Origin of the sequence: Paenibacillus sp. Y5S-9 (assembly GCF_036894235.1) — a bacterium.
Lineage (GTDB): Bacteria > Bacillota > Bacilli > Paenibacillales > Paenibacillaceae > Paenibacillus.
Window position 1 is genome coordinate 6262941 of the sequence record NZ_CP145887.1, and the last position, 18858, is coordinate 6281798.

Sequence of the window (18858 nt, forward strand, 5' to 3'; positions counted from 1 at the left end):
ATTCCCTAACTTCCATCATAACATTGTTGAATTGTACGATACAAGCATTTTTACATAAAACATCTCAAATTCATCCAATTTTACGTCACATTTTTTTCTTAATTTCTTTACCGACAACTCATACTCTAATTGTTAACACAATTAATCGATGTTATTCGACAATGAGCAGCTTGAAGAACCTAACAGATGATTAACCAACCATCTCAACATTAAAACAAATTACGCAACATTTGAGTCCAGGACAAGTAGTCAATGACAAAGCCAGCAACGGCATGCCCCAAAATGATGGCGAGCAACAAATGCAACAGTCTTCCCTGAGCACCTCGTGGTTGCCTGATGATTAAATCCAGTTTGAGATTGGTCAAAGCCCACCAAGACAATGCTATACATAACAGGGAGACGATGATTGAGACCAAGCCATTGGTGCTTAACGCCTGATTCACCTGATTCGTCAGATCAGTATCCATATATTCTTTACCTCCACATTTGTTGCAGCGATCAGCATATCATATGCCCGGCACCCATAACTTGTTAGTATACTGGAATGTCTTGAGCACAACATACTGAGCGTACTGTCAGATTTACTCCTGCCAGGCAGGAATCTCCTGATGCCCAATCACCGAGCAGCAACAATGCGGCTGTGCATGACTATGGAATCTACTACGCAGCTTCCTGCTTCTGCTGACTCTATGGAATATAGGCTCTTTCATCATACATTGTCAATTACATTGATTTCCACTTCTAAAATATTTTAATTTTAAAATGCCGGGATTTTGTGACTAAAACGACATAAAAGAGCGCTATTTCGATATCGATTCTGTCATTTCCTCGGAAATAATTTAAATTAATTCATGAAAAAAATGGTTCTCTTAGTGGTAAATGCGCCCACTACTTTAGTCCTACATTCTATTCAAATCCTCGTAATCGGTGAATATTTTGCTTAAAATACTTCTGTTTACTGAAGGGAACTTATGGATTTGTGGTCAGCCATTTTAATATATTCGATAAAACAATTCTATCAAACAAACTCAAAAAAGCCCGGCAGACTAAGCCGCCGGGCTTCCAAGAATCGTTTATTTGCCGAACACATTAATCCGGTTAACCGCTTTTTGCAGCGCAATCTCTGCACGACGGTGATCAAAGTGGTCCTGATTGCTTTGGCTTGCAAGCCGGCGTTCTGCCCGCTCTTTCGCCGCACGCGCACGATCCACATCAATGTTTTCCGGGAATTCAGCACTCTCTGCTAGTACAACAACCTTATCTTTACGTACTTCAATAAACCCGCCACCGATAGCAACTCGTTTATTTTCTTTTCCGTTATGGATATAGATCGGTGCAATCTGCAAAGGTGTAACCATAGGAATATGACCTGGCAGAATGCCCAGTTCCCCTTCAATACCACGAGCCGTAATGCTATTCACCTGTTCTGAATAGACCAAACGCTCAGGTGTTACGATTTCCAACAAAAAGGTGCTCAATTCCATCCCTCCTGAAATATCCGAAGGATAGCCCGCTTCATAAGGACAATCCTGGATTCAGACTAAACCAGTGTTTTGGCTTTCTCCACTGCCTCTTCAATTGTACCAACAAAGAGGAAAGCTGCTTCCGGAAGATCATCATACTTACCTTCGAGAATCTCTTTAAAGCTGCGCACCGTTTCTTTAACTGGAACGTATTTACCCGGAATACCGTTAAATGCTTCAGCAACGTGGAATGGCTGGGACAAGAAACGTTGGATTTTACGAGCACGGTATACAAGCGCTCTATCTTCTTCACTCAACTCGTCCATACCCAGGATTGCAATGATATCTTGCAATTCATTGTAACGTGCCAAGATACGTTTAACGCCTTGAGCTACGCTGTAGTGTTCTTCACCTACAACTTCAGGGGACAAGATCCGGGAGCTGGAAGCCAGCGGATCTACCGCAGGGTAGATACCCATCTCGGAAATTTTACGCTCCAGGTTTGTCGTTGCATCCAAGTGGGCAAACGTCGTTGCAGGAGCCGGGTCAGTGTAGTCATCCGCAGGCACGTAGATGGCCTGGATGGATGTTACAGAACCTTTTTTCGTTGATGTGATACGTTCTTGCAGTTGACCCATTTCTGTTGCCAGCGTAGGTTGGTAACCTACCGCGGAAGGCATACGTCCAAGCAAGGCAGATACTTCTGAACCCGCTTGGGTGAAACGGAAGATATTATCGATAAAGAGCAACACGTCACGGCCTTCTTCATCACGGAAGTATTCCGCCATCGTCAGACCTGTGAGGGCTACACGAAGACGTGCGCCTGGAGGCTCGTTCATTTGTCCGAAGACCATTGCTGTTTTGTTGATAACGCCAGAATCACTCATCTCGTGATACAAGTCATTACCTTCACGTGTACGCTCACCAACACCCGCAAATACGGAGATACCGCCGTGCTCTTGTGCGATGTTGTTGATCAATTCCTGAATGGTTACCGTCTTACCTACACCGGCACCACCGAAGAGACCGATTTTACCACCTTTAGCGTAAGGAGCGAGCAAGTCGATAACTTTGATTCCTGTCTCCAGCATCTCTGCTTGGGTAGTCAGTTCATCAAATGCAGGTGCTGAACGGTGAATCGGGTTCTTATGCTCAGCAGCTACGGCACCGCCAGTATCAATTGCTTCGCCGAGTACGTTAAATACACGACCCAGTGTTGCTTCTCCGACAGGTACAGAGATTGGCGCTCCTGTATCTAAAGCTTCCATACCACGAACAAGTCCATCCGTGGAGGACATCGCAATACAACGTACTCGGTTGTCACCCAGATGTTTCGAAGCTTCGAGTGTAAGGTTTACACTAACGCCGCTCTCACTTACTGTAGTGATCGTAATGGCATTGAGGATTTCCGGCAGACCGCCGCGATCAAACTCGACGTCAACAACCGGACCCATGATGCTCACAACGCGTCCTTTGTTCATCTTAACGTTCCCCTCCTACAAGCCTGCTACTTTTGCAAAAATAATGTACCGTTCGTTTATCTTTGCTCTGCAAGCCTTCATTAATAAAAAAAACGGTTAGCCTTGTGCTGCGTTGGCACCTGCCACAATTTCCGTAATCTCCTGCGTAATCGCCGCTTGACGGGCACGGTTATAGGTCAATGACAAGTCGTTAATGAGTTTGGATGCATTTTTGGTTGCATTACCCATTGCCGTCATTTTCGCACCCAGCTCACTTGCCTTACCGTTCAGAAGTGCACCATAGATCAGCGTTTCCGCGTAACGCGGAAGCAAAACCTCCAGTACAGCTTCAGCAGACGGCTCGTATTCGTAGCTTGCCGTTGGTCCTTCCGCAGCAGTTACCTCAGGTGTTTCCATCGGAAGAAGTTTTTCTACCGTAGGAATCTGGGTCAACGCATTCACAAAGCGGTTATAACAAATGTACAATTCATCAAATTCAGCCAGTTCAAACCCATGAACAGCTTCGTGTGCGATGGATTTGATGTCTGCAAATGAAGGCGAATCCGACAGATCCGTTGTTGTGGATGCCATCGCCATTTCACGACGTCTGAAGTAATCGCGTCCTTTACGTCCAATGACGAACAATTCGTAGTCATCCTCGGAGTTGTGGCGCTCTTTGAGCGTCTGATTAACCTGACGCAAAACGTTCGCATTGTATCCACCTGCAAGACCACGGTCCGATGTAATAATTAGGTAAGCTGTCTTTTTGACCGGACGGCTCTCCAGCATCGGATGCTGTATGCCTTGCGTGCTTGATGCAATACTAGCTACAACTTCTTTCAGTTTCTCCGAATAAGGACGGGCTGCTTCCGCTTTTTCCTGCGCTTTACGCAGTTTTGCAGCAGCTACCATCTCCATTGCTTTGGTGATCTGCTTGGTGCTTTGTACGCTTTTAATTTGCCGCTTAATTTCGCGCATGCCTTTTGCCATGATTTCACCACCTTAAAGTTTTGACAGAGTCAAAACTACATCGTAAGCATCATCTTTTTTTGACAGAGTCAAAGTATTACATGCAGACATGCGGAATCGGTTAGACAACTCCGCACCTGCAATCATTTATTTAGACAGAGACAGCAAAGCTCTTTCTGAACTTCTCAATTGCACCTTTCAGTGCATTTTCGTTGTCTGCAGTCAATTCTTTAGTATCACGGATGGATGCAAGAATCTCCGGATGGCTGCTCTCCATGAACGCGAGGAACTCACGCTCGAAACGAGTAACATCACCTGTTGGAATCTCATCCAGGAATCCTTTAACCGCAGTGTACAAGCTGACAACCTGTTGTTCTACAGGCAGAGGCTGGTTAACACCTTGCTTCAGGATTTCCATCATACGCGCACCACGATTCAGGCGGGCCTGAGTCGCTTTATCCAGATCGGAACCGAACTGGGAGAACGCTTGAAGCTCACGATATTGAGCGAGGTCGAGACGCAGGGAACCTGCAACCTTTTTCATCGCTTTGATCTGAGCAGAACCACCGACACGAGATACGGAAATACCTACGTTGATCGCCGGGCGTTGTCCAGCATTGAACAAGTCAGCTTCAAGGAAGATTTGTCCGTCCGTGATGGAGATTACGTTCGTTGGAATGTATGCAGATACGTCGGAAGCTTGTGTTTCAATAAACGGAAGTGCGGTTAAAGAACCACCACCAAGTTCATCATTCAGCTTCGCAGCACGCTCCAGCAAACGGGAGTGCAGGTAGAAGACGTCACCCGGATAAGCCTCACGGCCCGGTGGACGACGAAGCAACAAGGAAAGCTCACGATATGCAGAGGCTTGTTTGGTCAAGTCATCATAGATAACCAGAACGTGCTCGCCTTTGTACATGAAGTACTCACCCATCGAACAACCGGAATACGGTGCGATGTACAAGAGTGGTGATGGATCGGAAGCTGCTGCAGTTACAACGATTGTGTACTCCATTGCGCCTTTACGACGAAGAGTTTCCACAACTTGAGCAACCGTAGACTGTTTCTGACCAATAGCCACATAGATACACTTCATGCCGCTACCTTTTTGGTTCAGGATCGCATCAATTGCGATGGATGTTTTACCTGTTTGACGGTCACCGATGATCAACTCACGTTGTCCACGACCGATTGGAACCATTGCATCAATGGCTTTGATCCCTGTTTGCATCGGCTCATGAACCGATTTACGATCCATTACGCCTGGTGCTTTACCTTCAACCGGACGGAATTCCGTTGTAGCGATTGGCCCTTTGCCATCTACAGGAATACCGAGCGGGTTCACAACGCGTCCAATCAATGCTTCGCCTACAGGCACTTGCATGATTTGACCAGTACGTTTCACTTGGTCACCTTCACGAATATCGTAGTAAGGTCCCAGGATAACGACACCGACATTGCTTTCTTCGACGTTCATGGCGAGTCCCATAACACCGCTTGGGAATTCAACCAACTCGTTGGACATGACGTTCTCAAGTCCGTAAACACGAGCGATACCATCACCAACCTCGATTACCGTTCCGACTTCGACTACATCGATATCGGTCTTGTATTGTTCGATTTGGCTCTTAATTAATGTACTGATTTCTTCTGGTTTGATACTCAAGTGTCCTCACCCCAATCTACTGTACTCGTCTGTTAAAAGACTGCTCAAGACGTTCGAGCTTGCCAGCCAAGCTGCCGTCATAGATCGTATCGCCAATGGCGACTTTCAATCCGCCCAGCAGAGTCGGATCAACAATGTTCTCGATACGAATCTTTTTATTCACACGGCCACCGAATTCACGAGCTACCGCTTCTTTTTCTTCATCATTCAACGCATAAGTCGAGTAGACACGTGCATCTGCGATGCCTAGCGACTCACCTTGGATCTTCCGATAATCATTCAGCAAGTCTCCCAGCAATTCAACGCGTCCGCGCTCAATCAACAGCAAGACTGTACGAAGGACTGAATCGGATACCTTGCCATCAAGACTTGAGTGAATCACGTTCTGTTTGGCTTCATCAGAAATATTAGGGGATACGATAAATTTCTCGATATCTGCATCTCCGGTCAATGCACTGACTACTGCAACCAGTTCCTGTTCAACCTCAAGCACCTGCTGTTGCTGAAGAGCAACTTCGAACAATGCTTTCGCATAACGCTTGGCAACAATCGTATCGCGGCTCATTGTCGGCCTCCTACCTCATTGAGGTATTGGTTCACAAGCTCTTCTTGTGCAGGACCGTTCTCAACTTCTTTTTTGATCAACTTGGATGCAATCTGAACGGAAGCTGTACCCAGTTCGCTGCGAAGTGCTGCGACTGCTTTGTTCTTCTCGCTCTCGATTTCGCGTACTGCATCGTCTTTCAGACGATTAGCTTCAGCTTTTGCATCAGCCAAAATCGATTCAGCTTGTTTGCCACCCGTTTGTTTGGACTGTTCAATGATGTCGTAAGCATCTTGACGTGCTTGCTCAAGAGCTTGTTTTTGTTCCTCCACATAGGCAATGGCCTGTTCCCGAGTCTGTGCAGCCTCATTCATCTGCGTCATCACGAGTTCACGACGTTTTTCCATAATGGAGAACAAAGGCCCGAAGGCATAACGGCTAAGCAGCCAATATAAAATTGCAAATGCAACAATCGCAAGAAGCGTATTTTCCCATATGAAACTCAATCTGTTCACTCCTTCCTGGAGGTATCCTTGAAACGTCATCCGTTAGAACGGACATTACCTAAAAAGAAGGCGCGGATGGCTATGGCCTTCCCCGCCAAACCTTTAAAATTTAATTAAGCCATACCGTAGAACATGAACGCGAGTACCACACCGATGATCGGCAATACCTCGATCAAACCTACACCGATAAACATTGTTGTTTGAAGAGTGGATTTTGCTTCCGGTTGACGGGCAATACCTTCCACCGTTTTGCTGATTACCATACCGTTACCAATACCTGCGCCAAACGCGCCCAGTCCTGCAACAATTGCTGCTGCGATTAATGCCATTGCTCCCATTTGTATATCCTCCTTAAAATGATAAATCGAATTTTTTATTGTTCAGCCTGGTGAAGAAATCTTCGTAGGGCTTGAAACTTAATGCTCGTCGTGCGTCTCGATGCTCTGTGAAATGTACACCATCATCAAGATAACAAACACAAATGCCTGGATCGCGCCGATAAAGATACTGAAGCCTTGCCACACCATTAGTAGCGGAATCGCTGCAATAGCACCAAACACTTTGAATGTGGTCAGTTTCAGGATCGTTGCGATCAGTACCTCACCCGCGAAGATATTCGCGAATAGACGCATACCGTGTGTCAACAGCTTGGATGCCGTCTCAATCAAGTTGATTGGCAAGAACAAGGCGAATGGCTTAAGGTAATGCTGGAGATACCCTTTTGTGTTGCGGAACAATCCTAGTCCATGAGATACAAGGAACGCTACGAGAGCGAGTCCCATCGTTACAGACAAGTCGGCTGTTGGTGATTTCCACCAGGCCAGTTCAACGTGTGGGTGTGCTTCAGGATCCTTGGCATGCGCTTCTTCAAACGCCTCCACCGCTGTAACAATCGGCTTACCGAATACCTGTGCCTGACTAACATCTGTTACTTCAGATACAGCCACGAGCGGAAGGCCGAGCATATTCCCTACAAAAATGAACATAATCATGGAAAGAGCGAGAGAGATAAAATGTTTACCTTTCTTCATATCCATTGTGCTGGAAATCAGATTGCGGACGAATTCTACTGCCCACTCCATAAAATTTTGCAGCTTGCCGGGATTTTCAACGGATAATCTCCGTGTTGCCAGTACAGCAAAAATAAAAACAATTGCACCTGTAACTACCAGCATCAACAGAACCGATAGATCCAGTCGAAATCCGCCAAGCATAATAATTGGAGCTTCATGCATATTTTTCTCACCCCTTTCTCGACTTGAAAGCTGCAACCCTTAACATCATTCTGCTCTGCGGGAATGGACAATCCCTATAATCAGTAAGGAAAATTGTGCAATGACGAGACCGCCTGCAACCGCATATGTATTGAAGTACTGCGGAAAGCGCATCGATATGAATATACCGAGCACAGCGAGTGCCGCTCTTGTCAAAAATCCCAGGTTCACACGCTTCAAGTTACCTTCTGCCGCATCATCAGACATTTTCCTTACTTTGTAGCCCAAGTAAAATGCATTGATCCAACTAATTCCTGTACCCAGGGCCAGTCCCAAAGCAATTGTCTCCACACGTGGCATAAAGGCCGCTGCGAGAAAACAAATCATAAGAAAGTACATGATGAAAACAGTCATCGATCTGCGGTATCTGGTTAGTTCACTCATCACTTTCCCCCATGAATTTTTTCGCGATAAAGTAGATGCTTACACCGCCTGCCGCAAGAAAAAAGAGAACGCTTACGGCGATCCATATTCCGTTACCTCCGATGGTCTTGTCCAACCAGGAGCCAGCGTAATATCCGGCAACAGCGAGAATGGCAATCTCGATCCCAAAAGCTGTCACGAGTCCCATCGCTTTCCATACATTATCGTCATGGTTACGGGATGAATTTGGTTTGTTCGAATCGGCCATTTTCCACGCCACCCTTGCAATCCCAGTTAATTTTACTGAATGATGAGAGCCTTTGTCAATTGAATGATTTTAGCGTTTTAAAGGGGAAAACGACGGGAATACAGACCCTCAAAGCCCATAAACCCGCGTAAACCGTACAGTTTAACTGTATGCTATGCCCTTTATAAATCCGTCAGAAAAATTGTATTATTTTTTGAATTTTCTGTGAAATGATTCCGGACGCTCACTATTTACACCAAAATGGTGCAGAATCGCATTGACAATTCTTTCCGAAGCATGTCCATCACCGTATGGATTGGCAGCCTGACTCATGCTTGCATACAGGGTTTTGTCTGTAAGCAGAGCTTTGGTCCGTTCATACACACGTTCCTCTTCGGTACCTACCAGTTCCAGCGTTCCGGCTTCAATACCTTCCGGGCGTTCTGTTGTATCGCGCAATACGAGCACAGGCACACCAAACGAAGGTGCTTCTTCCTGCAAACCGCCTGAATCGGTCAAAATCAAGTGAGTGTGCGGGTAAAAGTTATGCAAATCCACCACGTCTAGTGGATCAATTAATTGAATACGGGGATGATTCCCCAAAATCGCGTGAGCCGGCTCCTTCACAGCAGGACTTGGATGCACCGGGTACACGATGGCAATATCTTCGAATTCGTCGGCAATCCGTTTGACGGCCTGGAAAATGTTGCGGTGAGGCTCGCCTTGAGATTCACGGCGATGAGCTGTCATCAGCACAAGGCGTTTGCCTTGGGCCCAATCAAGTACCGGGTGTGTGTAGTCCTCCCGTACTGTATATTGAAACACATCTGTTACCGTGTTGCCTGTGACGTACGTACTAGACTCCGATTTATTTTCTTTGGCAAGATTGGAAGAAGACCAATCCGTAGGCGCAAAGTGTAGATCAGCCAGTACTCCCGTCAGCTGACGATTCATCTCTTCCGGATATGGAGACAGCTTGTTCCACGTCCGCAGCCCCGCTTCCACATGCCCTACCTGAATCTGTTGCAAGAATGCTGCGTAGCTCGCTACAAAGGTAGTTAATGTATCTCCGTGAACCAGCACAATATCCGGCTTAGCTTCAGCTAACACCGGCTCCAGACCGCCAAGCACACGAATTGTGATTTCATTCAATGTCTGACGGTCCTTCATCACATCCAGATCATAATCGGGATGAATGTCGAAAACTTCAAGTACCTGATCCAACATCTGGCGATGCTGCGCAGTTACGCAAACAATAGATTCAATAGACTCAGGGTGTTTTTGCAATTCCAAAATAAGCGGAGCCATCTTAATGGCTTCCGGACGCACCCCGAAGATCGTCATGACTTTAATTTTGTTGGACATTCGAGCAAAGCCCCTTTTCTATAAGTTCCGATTACAAGCATGCGATATGCTTATTTAGTGCCGTATAGACGGTCTCCTGCATCTCCAAGTCCTGGAACGATGTAACCATGATCATCCAGACGGTCGTCCAATGCTGCTACATAGATGTCCACATCGGGATGTGCATCTTGCACAGCTTTTACGCCTTCCGGTGCTGCAACCAGGTTCATCATTTTGATTTGGGTACAGCCACGTTTTTTGAGCACGTCAATAGCTGCAATTGCCGAACCACCCGTTGCCAGCATCGGATCAATTACAATCAATTGACGCTCTGTTACGTCTGTAGGCAGTTTGGTGTAGTATTCTACCGGTTGCAGTGTTTCCGGGTCACGGAACAGACCAACATGTCCAACTTTTGCCGCTGGCAACAATTTCACAACGCCATCCAACATTCCGAGTCCTGCACGCAGAATCGGCACCAGTCCGAGCATACGTCCAGAGATGACTTTACCTTGTGTTGCAGCTACAGGTGTCTGTACATCAATCGTTTCCAGTTCAACATCTCTTGTAATCTCATAAGCCATCAACGTTGCTACTTCATCCACCAATTCACGAAAATCTTTCGTATTCGTACGCATGTCGCGTATAAACGTCAGTTTGTGTTGAATCAAAGGGTGATCACATATTACTAATTTTCCCATCTAATTTGTCCCTCCGGTAAGTTCTTCATGTTAAGCATTTCCAAATATACCTAGCCACCATTCATGGGCTCGATAAATCCTGTATATTATATCATCACCAACAACGAATTACACCATCAAAGGGCACCCAATCATTACAGATTACCGAATCCTATAAAAAACAGGACCGGAAAATGATCCATCCGGTCCTGTTTTGCTCATGTTGTTATGTCGTTGAGATAAGGAAAATGATAAATACAATTGCACTCCGCCACCAGAATGCTCCTTCGATCGCTGTTATTCCCGAATTTTATGAATCTCCTTATAAAGGTGTAAATTCGGGAATAAATGCGAACGCTTCGCTTCTACGGCCTCATTCTGTCTGCTTCGTTTTTTTGTATCCCATTTTAAGAACGAACATCTCAAATACAAACAGCATGAGCAAAGTTTTTTAGTATTTAAGGTCGGTATAAAGCGGGAATTGGTCTGTCAGTGCAGTCACTTCTGCACGAGCTTCATCCAGCTTCGCTGTATCTTTTGGATTTTTCAACGTTTTGGCAATGATCTTACCAATAGCAACCATCGCTTCTTCGTTCATGCCACGGGAAGTTGCAGCAGGTGTACCAATTCGAATACCGCTCGTTACAAACGGGCTTGTAGGGTCGAATGGAATTGCATTTTTGTTCACGGTAATACCGATGGAATCAAGCACATGCTCAGCTTCCTTACCTGTGATGTTCACACTGCGTGTATCGATCAGCATCAAGTGGTTATCTGTACCACCAGATACAATGTTCAATCCTTCAGCGATCAGTGTTTCAGCCAGAACCTGTGCGTTTTTCACAACGTTCTGTGCATATGTTTTGAACGAAGGCTGCAAAGCTTCTCCGAATGCTACCGCTTTGGATGCGATCACGTGCATCAGAGGTCCACCTTGGGAACCAGGGAATACGGCTTTATCAATCGCTGCTGCCCACGCTTTACGGCACAGAATCATACCACCACGAGGTCCACGCAGCGTTTTGTGTGTTGTTGTTGTTACGAAATGCGCATGTGGAACCGGGTTTGGATGCAAACCAGCAGCAACCAGTCCTGCGATGTGAGCCATGTCCACCATGAACAAAGCGCCTACATCATTAGCGATGGAAGCCAGCTTTTCAAAATCAATGGTACGCGGATATGCACTTGCACCAGCAACGATCAGACGAGGGCGGTGTTTGAAAGCCGCTTTGCGTACTTCATCATAATCAATCAGGAATGTATCTTCCTGTACGCCGTATGCTACGAAATTGTACAGCAAACCGGATGCGTTAACCGGGCTACCGTGTGTGAGGTGTCCACCATGGGCAAGGTTCATACCGAGTACAGTATCACCAGGTTTCAACGCTGCAAGATATACTGCCATGTTCGCTTGTGCACCGGAGTGAGGTTGAACATTCACGTGTTCTGCTCCGAACAATTCTTTTGCACGATCACGCGCGATGTCTTCAACGATGTCCACATGCTCACAACCGCCATAGTAACGTTTACCTGGATATCCTTCAGCGTACTTGTTGGTCAGAACAGATCCCATTGCTTCAATTACTGCTTCACTTACGATGTTCTCGGATGCAATCAGTTCGATGTTGTTCTGTTGACGTTTCAGTTCAAGATTCATCGCTTCCAGTACTGCCGGGTCATTCTTGCGCAATTGTTCCATGATTAAATTCCTCCCAGTTTATAAGTGAATTTATAAAGTGAAACTAATGTTTACACGAAAACGGCGAGTGCAACACCAATCTGAAGAAACAAAGTAGTCGCCAAAAAGCTTTCTTTAGAAAGCTACTCCGGAAGCATAGGCTATCACCGGATTTCCCCTTTAAATAGGGAATTAAAAATCTGGGGATAACAGCGATCGGAAGATGGTGATGCAATCAAAGTCAGGAGTGTAACCCAATTAGTCTCGCTTTATATGTTAGTCACAAAATGTTGAATCTGGTTGTTCTTCCATACGATACACCGCGCGTTCGCCGCCAATCAACTTCGGACGAGTCAACGCTGTGGTCACACGTGCATCTCCAACATAGCGGAGCGCTGTACGATAGGGTACGGCTACATGCCGGAGATGCATCCCAATCATCGTCTCCCCAATGTCCAGTCCCGCATGGGCCTGCACATGTTCAGCCAGGCATGGATCGGTCAGCGAACGATATGCTGCGGATGCCATTGAACCTCCGGCCTTGGGCACGGGTACTGCACCAACCTCGGTCAATCCAAGACGAGTAAGCACAGAACGCTCCATTACCAGCGCACGGTTCAGATGCTCACAACATTGGAATACCGTATCAAAACCGAATTCCTCCTGCACCTCGCGTATACCCGCAAGAAGCTGCTGTGCCACTTCAATGGCACCACTCGTACCAATCCGAGCGCCTGCGACTTCACTTGTGCTTGTACCGATCACAACGATCTGTCCAGGCCCAAGCTGTCCAGCAAGCGCCAGTTCATGCAGAATAGACGCGGTCTGTTCCTGCAATCCGGGTTGTTCCGAATCTAACTCTATAGTCATCCTATCATCGCCTCCCGATAAAATCATGCCCGCTGTCTCTTGGTTGTCCTTCGTATTCTTGCACGGCATCTCAGGTACTATTATAGCGAATAATCAGATGAAAGACGAAAAAAAGAGCAGTCTGCGGGTAACGCAGAATTGCTCTTTTGCCCAGGCGACCGGCCGTTTGTTCCGGTGCTCCATCGTGGTTATGCCCACTTCGTCGCCAGTTACACCGGATCCCTGTTTTCCCCTTCATCATAAAACAACCCGCGGCTAAAATCAACGGTTAATTTACATCACGTGTTCTATTTCTATAACCTGCCTCGCAGGATCAGAATTATCTCAGCTTATCCAAAAGCCGGTCCAATGCCGTCCGAATCTCAGCTGCAGCTATATTGTAATCATCACGACTTCCCCCAAACGGATCAGAGATGTCGAAACTTGGAATTCGTTGTCTAATCTCAATGGCTCGCTCCCGCTCCGATGCCAGGATCTCTTGCCCAAGGGCACGTTTCATCTCCAGCGTTGCAAACAGGCTGTCCAACTCCTGGACATCACTTAATACCTGTTCATCATCCTCCACATATTCTTTCAATGTATAGGTTTTGTGGACTGAATCGGGAAAAACCTGCATGACATGCTGCTTGTGACTCCGTGTTAATGTTAGAACCAGATCGGCCCAACCTACCAGGTTAGAGCTAAGTTGTGTGGAATGAGGTGGACCTTCAACGTTATGATCTCTCAAAACCGCTTCCGCATGACGAGAGATCGGCATACCCGACGTTGCTGCCACACCTGCGGAACGAACTTCTACCTGAATGCCACGCTCCGATGCCAGTTTTCGCAAAAGCCCCTCTGCCATGGGGCTGCGGCACGTATTTCCTGTACATACGAATAAAATATGTTTCATTGTGTTAGCCTCCCCATTTTACATATGATGCGAATGATATGATATCTCAAGTTTTATTCTAAAATATAAACAAAAGTCCAAACGCAAGCAAGATTGCGCCACCAATAGCTTCGCCGTAATCCCCGAGATTCTGACTCACCCGACGGCCTAATAGCAGACCCATAACCGACATCACCCCGCCACAAAAGCCGAAAGCAAGTACGGTTAAGATCAGATCACTGCTAAACATCCCTAAGGAAACGCCAACGGAGAACGAATCCACACTTACACTGAGGGAGAACAAAACAACGCCGAGCAGGGAACGGTGGTCCACCAGCTTAGTATCGCCTTCACGGAATGCATTCAGAATCATATGAGCACCCAGCAAAACAAGTAATCCACCTGCCGCATACGTTGTAATGTCACCGAGCAGGGAGCTGACGTATTTGCCCATATACATGCCGATGAGCGGCATGATGATATGAAATAGCGCGGTTACAATACTGATTCGCAATACATCCCTCAGCCGAATGCCCTTCATGCCAATTCCGATTCCGAGTGAGAAGGCATCGAGGCCAAGCGCAACAGCCATGATCAAAATGGTTACCAACTGCCCTACATGGGCAGACACATCCCACATCCCCATACCCCCAAGTCACGTAAAGGTTCTTGTACACGATATGCGGACAAGGACCTAAACATGACCGATGAAAGGCAAACGGCGGCGACGGATCTACTCGATATCCGTGGTGCATAAAGCTAGATTGGCGTGAAAGTGGATATGGTGGTTTATTGATTGTTTTGAAAAAGAGTACGTAGCTCTCCTGATATATGATCAGGGGAGGTTAAGAGGGTTGCTGGTTGCCAACTTGTATGAGTTGGTTCCCCGCAGCCTTGAGCAGCCGATTCATGACGGCTGCTCCCAGCCCTTCGCGTGAGCAGGCTTCAGCCACAATATATGTGGCGCCTTGCTCATCGCAGCTGCGCAGCGCGGCGTATAGCCGGCGCGCTGCCTCTTCCAGCTCGCTGGCGTCTCCCAGCGAGAACACGGCATCGGCGCGGTACTGCTCCGCGTGCTCGGCGAACGCCAGCACAGCGGTGCGCTCTCCGCGCTGCGCCGCCTCTGCGAGGGCGGCGCTGATCCAGGCCGCCACCGCTGCGAGCGGCCCCTCTACCACGCACAGCGCCCCTGCGGGTGCGTAGTGCGTGTACTTCATGCCCGGCGAGCGTGGCGCCGGGCTGCCCACGCCATCGGCCCCCTCCGCGAGTAGCGCGGGGTCCGTGGCGACATGGGCGGCAACGGCGGACAACTGTTCCGCCGTAATGCCGCCAGGGCGCAGGATGGTGACGGTACCGTCGTCACCGACCTGCACCACCGTGGACTCGACGCCCACCCCGGTGGGGCCGCCGTCCACGATGCCGCCGATGCGGCCATCCAGATCCTCGCGTACATGAGACGCGAGTGTCGGGCTTGGCCGCCCGGAGCGGTTGGCGCTTGGTGCAGCCACAGGGCATGCCGCCGCTGCGATCAACTGCAAGGCCACCGGATGGTCCGGCATGCGCACGGCCACCGTGTCCAAACCGGCGGTCACACGCGGGGACACCGCCCCCGGCCTAACCGGCAGCACCAGCGTCAGTGGTCCCGGCCAGAAGGCCGCCATCAGCGCTTCCGCCGTTTCATTCACTTCCGTGACCAGAGTATCCAACTGGTCACGGTGCGCGATATGCACGATCAGTGGATTGTCGGAAGGTCGGCCTTTGGCGACAAATACAGCCTCCACGGCTGCTGTGCTACGCGCATCGGCACCCAAGCCATAGACCGTCTCGGTCGGAAAGGCCACCGTCTGACCGAGACGAATGCAGGCTGCGGCAGCCTGCAAGTCGGCGAGCGCCTGTTGATCGGCGCTCCCCTTTTTCACATCCAACATTTCAATATTACCCAATCCGTGATCGTTCTCAGCGCTCACCAAGACGCGTACATCCCACATCTCAGTGACCAGCTCTCCCTTAGCTTTCATATCACGTTCTTCTCTACCATCCCTCATCTCAGAGGTGTGTTGCAATGGTTCATTTTCTCTGCTCATATATCATCATTCCTAAACTTCAAGTAGGTTAGTTCATATCCATATTCAATATAAGTAATTATAACATACCTGTACCGCCTCGGATGCCCTTCACACTTCACTCCACGCATAAGTCTCGCTATATCCTCGCCACTAATTCATATCAAAAGGGCAGCTCCCTGAATCGAAGTCGCCCTTATTCATAGTATAAGTACCTTGTTATGCGAACAATCCAGTTATCCAACTCCACAGTTTCACAGCCATATCCCACAGAAAGAATCTTGCTTCCGGTGTATCTCCCTGCACAGATGCCTCTGCATCTCCAGGTTCAGCTGAAGCGGCCGATAACATTGAAGGTTTCGCCAGGGCATCCCCAGTCCCTGCATCAATGAAGCACAGCGGCGGGAACAACACACACCACCAATTCTGACCTTTTCCTTCGCCCAGCGTAATCCGAACCGCTTCATAATCTCCGGCAGGATACACAGTTCCTCCATATAGTTTGGTCGGGAACGGAACGGAACCCAGCTCCACCTGATACTCATAATTTAAACCGCGACTGGCCAACTCTTCTCCTACTCTATTCTCAATCTCGGACAAATGCTCACGAATAACCTTGCGCGCTTCATCCAGACTTTGCGGATTCTCCAGTTCGGCTACCCACTCACCCATCTGAGCTACGACAGCATCCCGAATCTCGCGTTTCACCAATTGATCTCCCGGTGCATCCGAGTTTGCTAGAATGCGCAAGCGAATCGATTGTTCCGGAATTGCTGTGGCCGCCACAGCTGCATCCGTTTTCTGACCTTCCCACATCATGATAATCATCATAAGACATACAATAATAAGTCCAATTTGCTTTACGATTCGTCTGTTCATTCCGTTCTCCCCCTCGGCTCTCTGATCACGTTGCCTACAACTCTCTCATGTCTATCAGTATGCCCCGGAGAATCGGAAGTAAACCTAGCATTTGCAATAAATCTACTAGAGTTTGTCTTTAAACTCAGGCAAGTTATACGACGATGAGCCTCAGCATACACAAAAGCTTGAAGTCTGGGCTGACTCACCCTAGCGAATGAACAGCCGATGTTTTAAGGAACCGAGGAAGTCTTATTTGCCCTTCAGGTCTTCTTTTGAAATTGTAAGGAACATGAGGAACGTTATTTCCCAAATTCATCTGACCCACACGCTACAAAAGGCTGTTTATGCTGACATAACGTGTCTCAGATTCCTTAGCTTTCTCCGGGTACTTCAAATCCCCGAATAAGATGTGCGAGGTTCGTTAGCTCCTAACTTTTAACTCTTAACTCCTAACAGCTGGCACCTGAAGCTCCACACCATGCTTAACACTCTGTTCCCGATTCTTTTCAGGTACATTTCTACTTACGACAAGCTTGAAGACACCCTCTGCATTGATTCTCTCTTTTCTCTTCTCCCATCTCTCATTCACACTTTCTCTCCCATCATGTTAAAAAGGCTGATCTGCACCTGGTTACAGGGCAAATCAACCTCTTCATTCCTACGAACGATTACGTTATAAGTCCCACCACTTTACTTTTCACTGCACCGACTCAACAGTTACACAGCACTTTTCTCTTTCTTGAGCATATTCCATAAACGTTCCGACAACCGGGGTTGCTGCTCCCCCATCAGAAGTTCATCCTCCTCTTCCTGTCCATACAACTTAATGCTCATGACCACCCCAATACAAGCCATATTAATGAGCAAAGAAGTGCCGCCGTAACTGATGAACGGCAACGTAATACCTGTGAGCGGCATCAGTCCGAGGAAAGCCCCCACGTTCTCAAATACCTGATACAATAACATTCCGATAATACCTACAATGATGACGGGTCCCGCGCGATCTCTACAAGTCAGAGCAATCAGCACCATACGTTGAATCAGAATAAAGTACAACAAAATCAGTACGGATGCACCAACAAAGCCAAACTCCTCTGCAATTACAACAAAAATGGAATCAGAATACGTATAGGGGACTCGTCCACTCTGAACGGATGTTCCTTGCAAATAACCCTTGCCCATGATGCCCCCTGAACCGATGGCTAAACCTGCATTTTTCGTATGCCAGGAAGCTTTGGAGGTAGCCTTTTCCGGTACAAGCCAGGGATCAATTCGCTCCGCCCAATGCTCACGTTTTATCTTCTCAAGAAAAGTGAATACTTCATCATGGTAGAAGGTATAGGCTTTAACAAAACCAAAAAACGCTACCCCCACGATCGCCAGTGCAATCAATGCGTGCTTCAGCCTCATATTTCCGATCCAGAATACCGCAGCCAAAATCACCACATACCCGAGCGCATTCCCCAAATCATTCTGAGCCATAACAAGGGCAAACGGAATAAACGCCCAGCAGCCAATCGGCACAATATCTCTCCAAAATTCCAACGTACCTCGTTGTCTCTTCACAATTAAATGGGCGAGGAACAGAATCAGAATCATCTTGAACAGCTCTGCCGGTTGAAAAGAAAATTCCCCCAGCTTAAGCCAGCCGTTAGCATTATTGATCGAACTGCCCAGGACATTAGCCAAGATCAGCAGTATAATTCCCAACCCATACAAATAAAACGCATATTTCACGTATAACTTGTAATTCACAAGCCCGATCACAAGCACCGCAATGAACCCGGCCACATAGAAATAAATCGTTTTGACATGGTGATTCGCCAGCTTGGCATCTGTCTGCGTTCCGCTGTAAATCGCAAATATACTAATAATCATGAGCAACAGCATTACGAAGAGAATCACACCATCCATCTTTTTCAGCATTCTCAACATGACTCCGTCCATCCCCCTGAATCTAACATTCTATGATTTCCAATTGAACTCAATATTACCATTG

21 protein-coding genes and 1 riboswitch are annotated in these 18858 nt (G+C 47.6%); all 21 genes read right to left on the reverse strand.

The window, feature by feature from the left end:
- Nucleotides 1-209: 209 nt before the first annotated feature.
- Nucleotides 210-467, reverse strand: coding sequence for a DUF1146 family protein (locus V6669_RS27540; protein ID WP_017691941.1), 258 nt, complete (start codon nucleotides 465-467; stop codon nucleotides 210-212).
- Between the two features lie 606 nt (nucleotides 468-1073).
- On the reverse strand, nucleotides 1074-1478 hold the full coding sequence (locus V6669_RS27545) for a F0F1 ATP synthase subunit epsilon (protein WP_091036299.1): 405 nt from the start codon (nucleotides 1476-1478) through the stop codon (nucleotides 1074-1076).
- 62 nt (nucleotides 1479-1540) lie between these two features.
- Nucleotides 1541-2944 (reverse strand): F0F1 ATP synthase subunit beta, encoded by a 1404-nt coding sequence (gene atpD / locus V6669_RS27550; RefSeq protein ID WP_047840699.1) that lies wholly within the window; start codon nucleotides 2942-2944, stop codon nucleotides 1541-1543.
- A 96-nt stretch (nucleotides 2945-3040) separates the two neighbouring features.
- The gene (gene atpG / locus V6669_RS27555; protein WP_338588721.1) at nucleotides 3041-3913 is read right to left on the reverse strand and encodes an ATP synthase F1 subunit gamma; all 873 of its coding nucleotides are present in this window, start codon (nucleotides 3911-3913) and stop codon (nucleotides 3041-3043) included.
- 130 nt (nucleotides 3914-4043) lie between these two features.
- A complete protein-coding gene (gene atpA / locus V6669_RS27560) occupies nucleotides 4044-5558 on the reverse strand; it encodes a F0F1 ATP synthase subunit alpha (RefSeq protein ID WP_047840700.1) in 1515 nt (504 codons plus the stop codon).
- Nucleotides 5559-5574: 16 nt separating this feature from the next.
- On the reverse strand, nucleotides 5575-6123 hold the full coding sequence (locus V6669_RS27565; protein ID WP_036612565.1) for a F0F1 ATP synthase subunit delta: 549 nt from the start codon (nucleotides 6121-6123) through the stop codon (nucleotides 5575-5577).
- Nucleotides 6120-6608, reverse strand: a complete 489-nt coding sequence (atpF, locus tag V6669_RS27570) for a F0F1 ATP synthase subunit B (RefSeq protein ID WP_036612568.1) — start codon at nucleotides 6606-6608, stop codon at nucleotides 6120-6122. Before atpF ends, V6669_RS27565 begins: the two co-directional genes overlap by 4 nt.
- Before the next feature lie 113 nt (nucleotides 6609-6721).
- The gene (atpE, locus tag V6669_RS27575) at nucleotides 6722-6946 is read right to left on the reverse strand and encodes a F0F1 ATP synthase subunit C (protein ID WP_017691934.1); all 225 of its coding nucleotides are present in this window, start codon (nucleotides 6944-6946) and stop codon (nucleotides 6722-6724) included.
- A 78-nt stretch (nucleotides 6947-7024) separates the two neighbouring features.
- The gene (gene atpB, locus V6669_RS27580) at nucleotides 7025-7843 is read right to left on the reverse strand and encodes a F0F1 ATP synthase subunit A (RefSeq protein WP_091036293.1); all 819 of its coding nucleotides are present in this window, start codon (nucleotides 7841-7843) and stop codon (nucleotides 7025-7027) included.
- Nucleotides 7844-7888: 45 nt separating this feature from the next.
- A complete protein-coding gene (locus V6669_RS27585) occupies nucleotides 7889-8266 on the reverse strand; it encodes an ATP synthase subunit I (protein ID WP_062836961.1) in 378 nt (125 codons plus the stop codon).
- Nucleotides 8259-8513: an AtpZ/AtpI family protein gene (locus V6669_RS27590; protein ID WP_024632723.1), complete on the reverse strand. Its 255-nt coding sequence runs from the start codon at nucleotides 8511-8513 to the stop codon at nucleotides 8259-8261. Before V6669_RS27590 ends, V6669_RS27585 begins: the two co-directional genes overlap by 8 nt.
- Nucleotides 8514-8699: 186 nt before the next feature.
- Complete coding sequence (wecB, locus tag V6669_RS27595; RefSeq protein ID WP_036667768.1) at nucleotides 8700-9857, reverse strand: UDP-N-acetylglucosamine 2-epimerase (non-hydrolyzing); 1158 nt, start codon at nucleotides 9855-9857, stop codon at nucleotides 8700-8702.
- Nucleotides 9858-9907: 50 nt separating this feature from the next.
- Nucleotides 9908-10537: a uracil phosphoribosyltransferase gene (gene upp, locus V6669_RS27600; RefSeq protein WP_017691929.1), complete on the reverse strand. Its 630-nt coding sequence runs from the start codon at nucleotides 10535-10537 to the stop codon at nucleotides 9908-9910.
- Between the two features lie 430 nt (nucleotides 10538-10967).
- Nucleotides 10968-12215, reverse strand: a complete 1248-nt coding sequence (gene glyA / locus V6669_RS27605) for a serine hydroxymethyltransferase (protein WP_017691928.1) — start codon at nucleotides 12213-12215, stop codon at nucleotides 10968-10970.
- A gap of 255 nt (nucleotides 12216-12470) precedes the next feature.
- Nucleotides 12471-13064, reverse strand: a complete 594-nt coding sequence (locus tag V6669_RS27610) for a TIGR01440 family protein (protein ID WP_076254013.1) — start codon at nucleotides 13062-13064, stop codon at nucleotides 12471-12473.
- A 141-nt stretch (nucleotides 13065-13205) separates the two neighbouring features.
- Nucleotides 13206-13287: riboswitch (ZMP/ZTP riboswitch) on the reverse strand.
- Nucleotides 13288-13383: 96 nt separating this feature from the next.
- Nucleotides 13384-13956 (reverse strand): low molecular weight protein arginine phosphatase, encoded by a 573-nt coding sequence (locus V6669_RS27615; protein WP_338588722.1) that lies wholly within the window; start codon nucleotides 13954-13956, stop codon nucleotides 13384-13386.
- 58 nt (nucleotides 13957-14014) lie between these two features.
- A complete protein-coding gene (locus tag V6669_RS27620; protein ID WP_338588723.1) occupies nucleotides 14015-14575 on the reverse strand; it encodes a manganese efflux pump MntP family protein in 561 nt (186 codons plus the stop codon).
- 205 nt (nucleotides 14576-14780) lie between these two features.
- On the reverse strand, nucleotides 14781-15863 hold the full coding sequence (locus tag V6669_RS27625; RefSeq protein ID WP_338595062.1) for an L-threonylcarbamoyladenylate synthase: 1083 nt from the start codon (nucleotides 15861-15863) through the stop codon (nucleotides 14781-14783).
- Nucleotides 15864-16217: 354 nt separating this feature from the next.
- Nucleotides 16218-16877 carry a stage II sporulation protein R gene (gene spoIIR, locus V6669_RS27630; RefSeq protein WP_338588724.1) on the reverse strand — a complete coding sequence of 220 codons (660 nt, stop codon included), beginning with the start codon at nucleotides 16875-16877 and terminating at the stop codon, nucleotides 16218-16220.
- A gap of 424 nt (nucleotides 16878-17301) precedes the next feature.
- Nucleotides 17302-17448, reverse strand: coding sequence for a hypothetical protein (locus V6669_RS27635; protein ID WP_338588725.1), 147 nt, complete (start codon nucleotides 17446-17448; stop codon nucleotides 17302-17304).
- Between the two features lie 128 nt (nucleotides 17449-17576).
- Nucleotides 17577-18794: an FtsW/RodA/SpoVE family cell cycle protein gene (locus V6669_RS27640; protein WP_338588726.1), complete on the reverse strand. Its 1218-nt coding sequence runs from the start codon at nucleotides 18792-18794 to the stop codon at nucleotides 17577-17579.
- Between the last annotated feature and the right edge of the window lie 64 nt (nucleotides 18795-18858).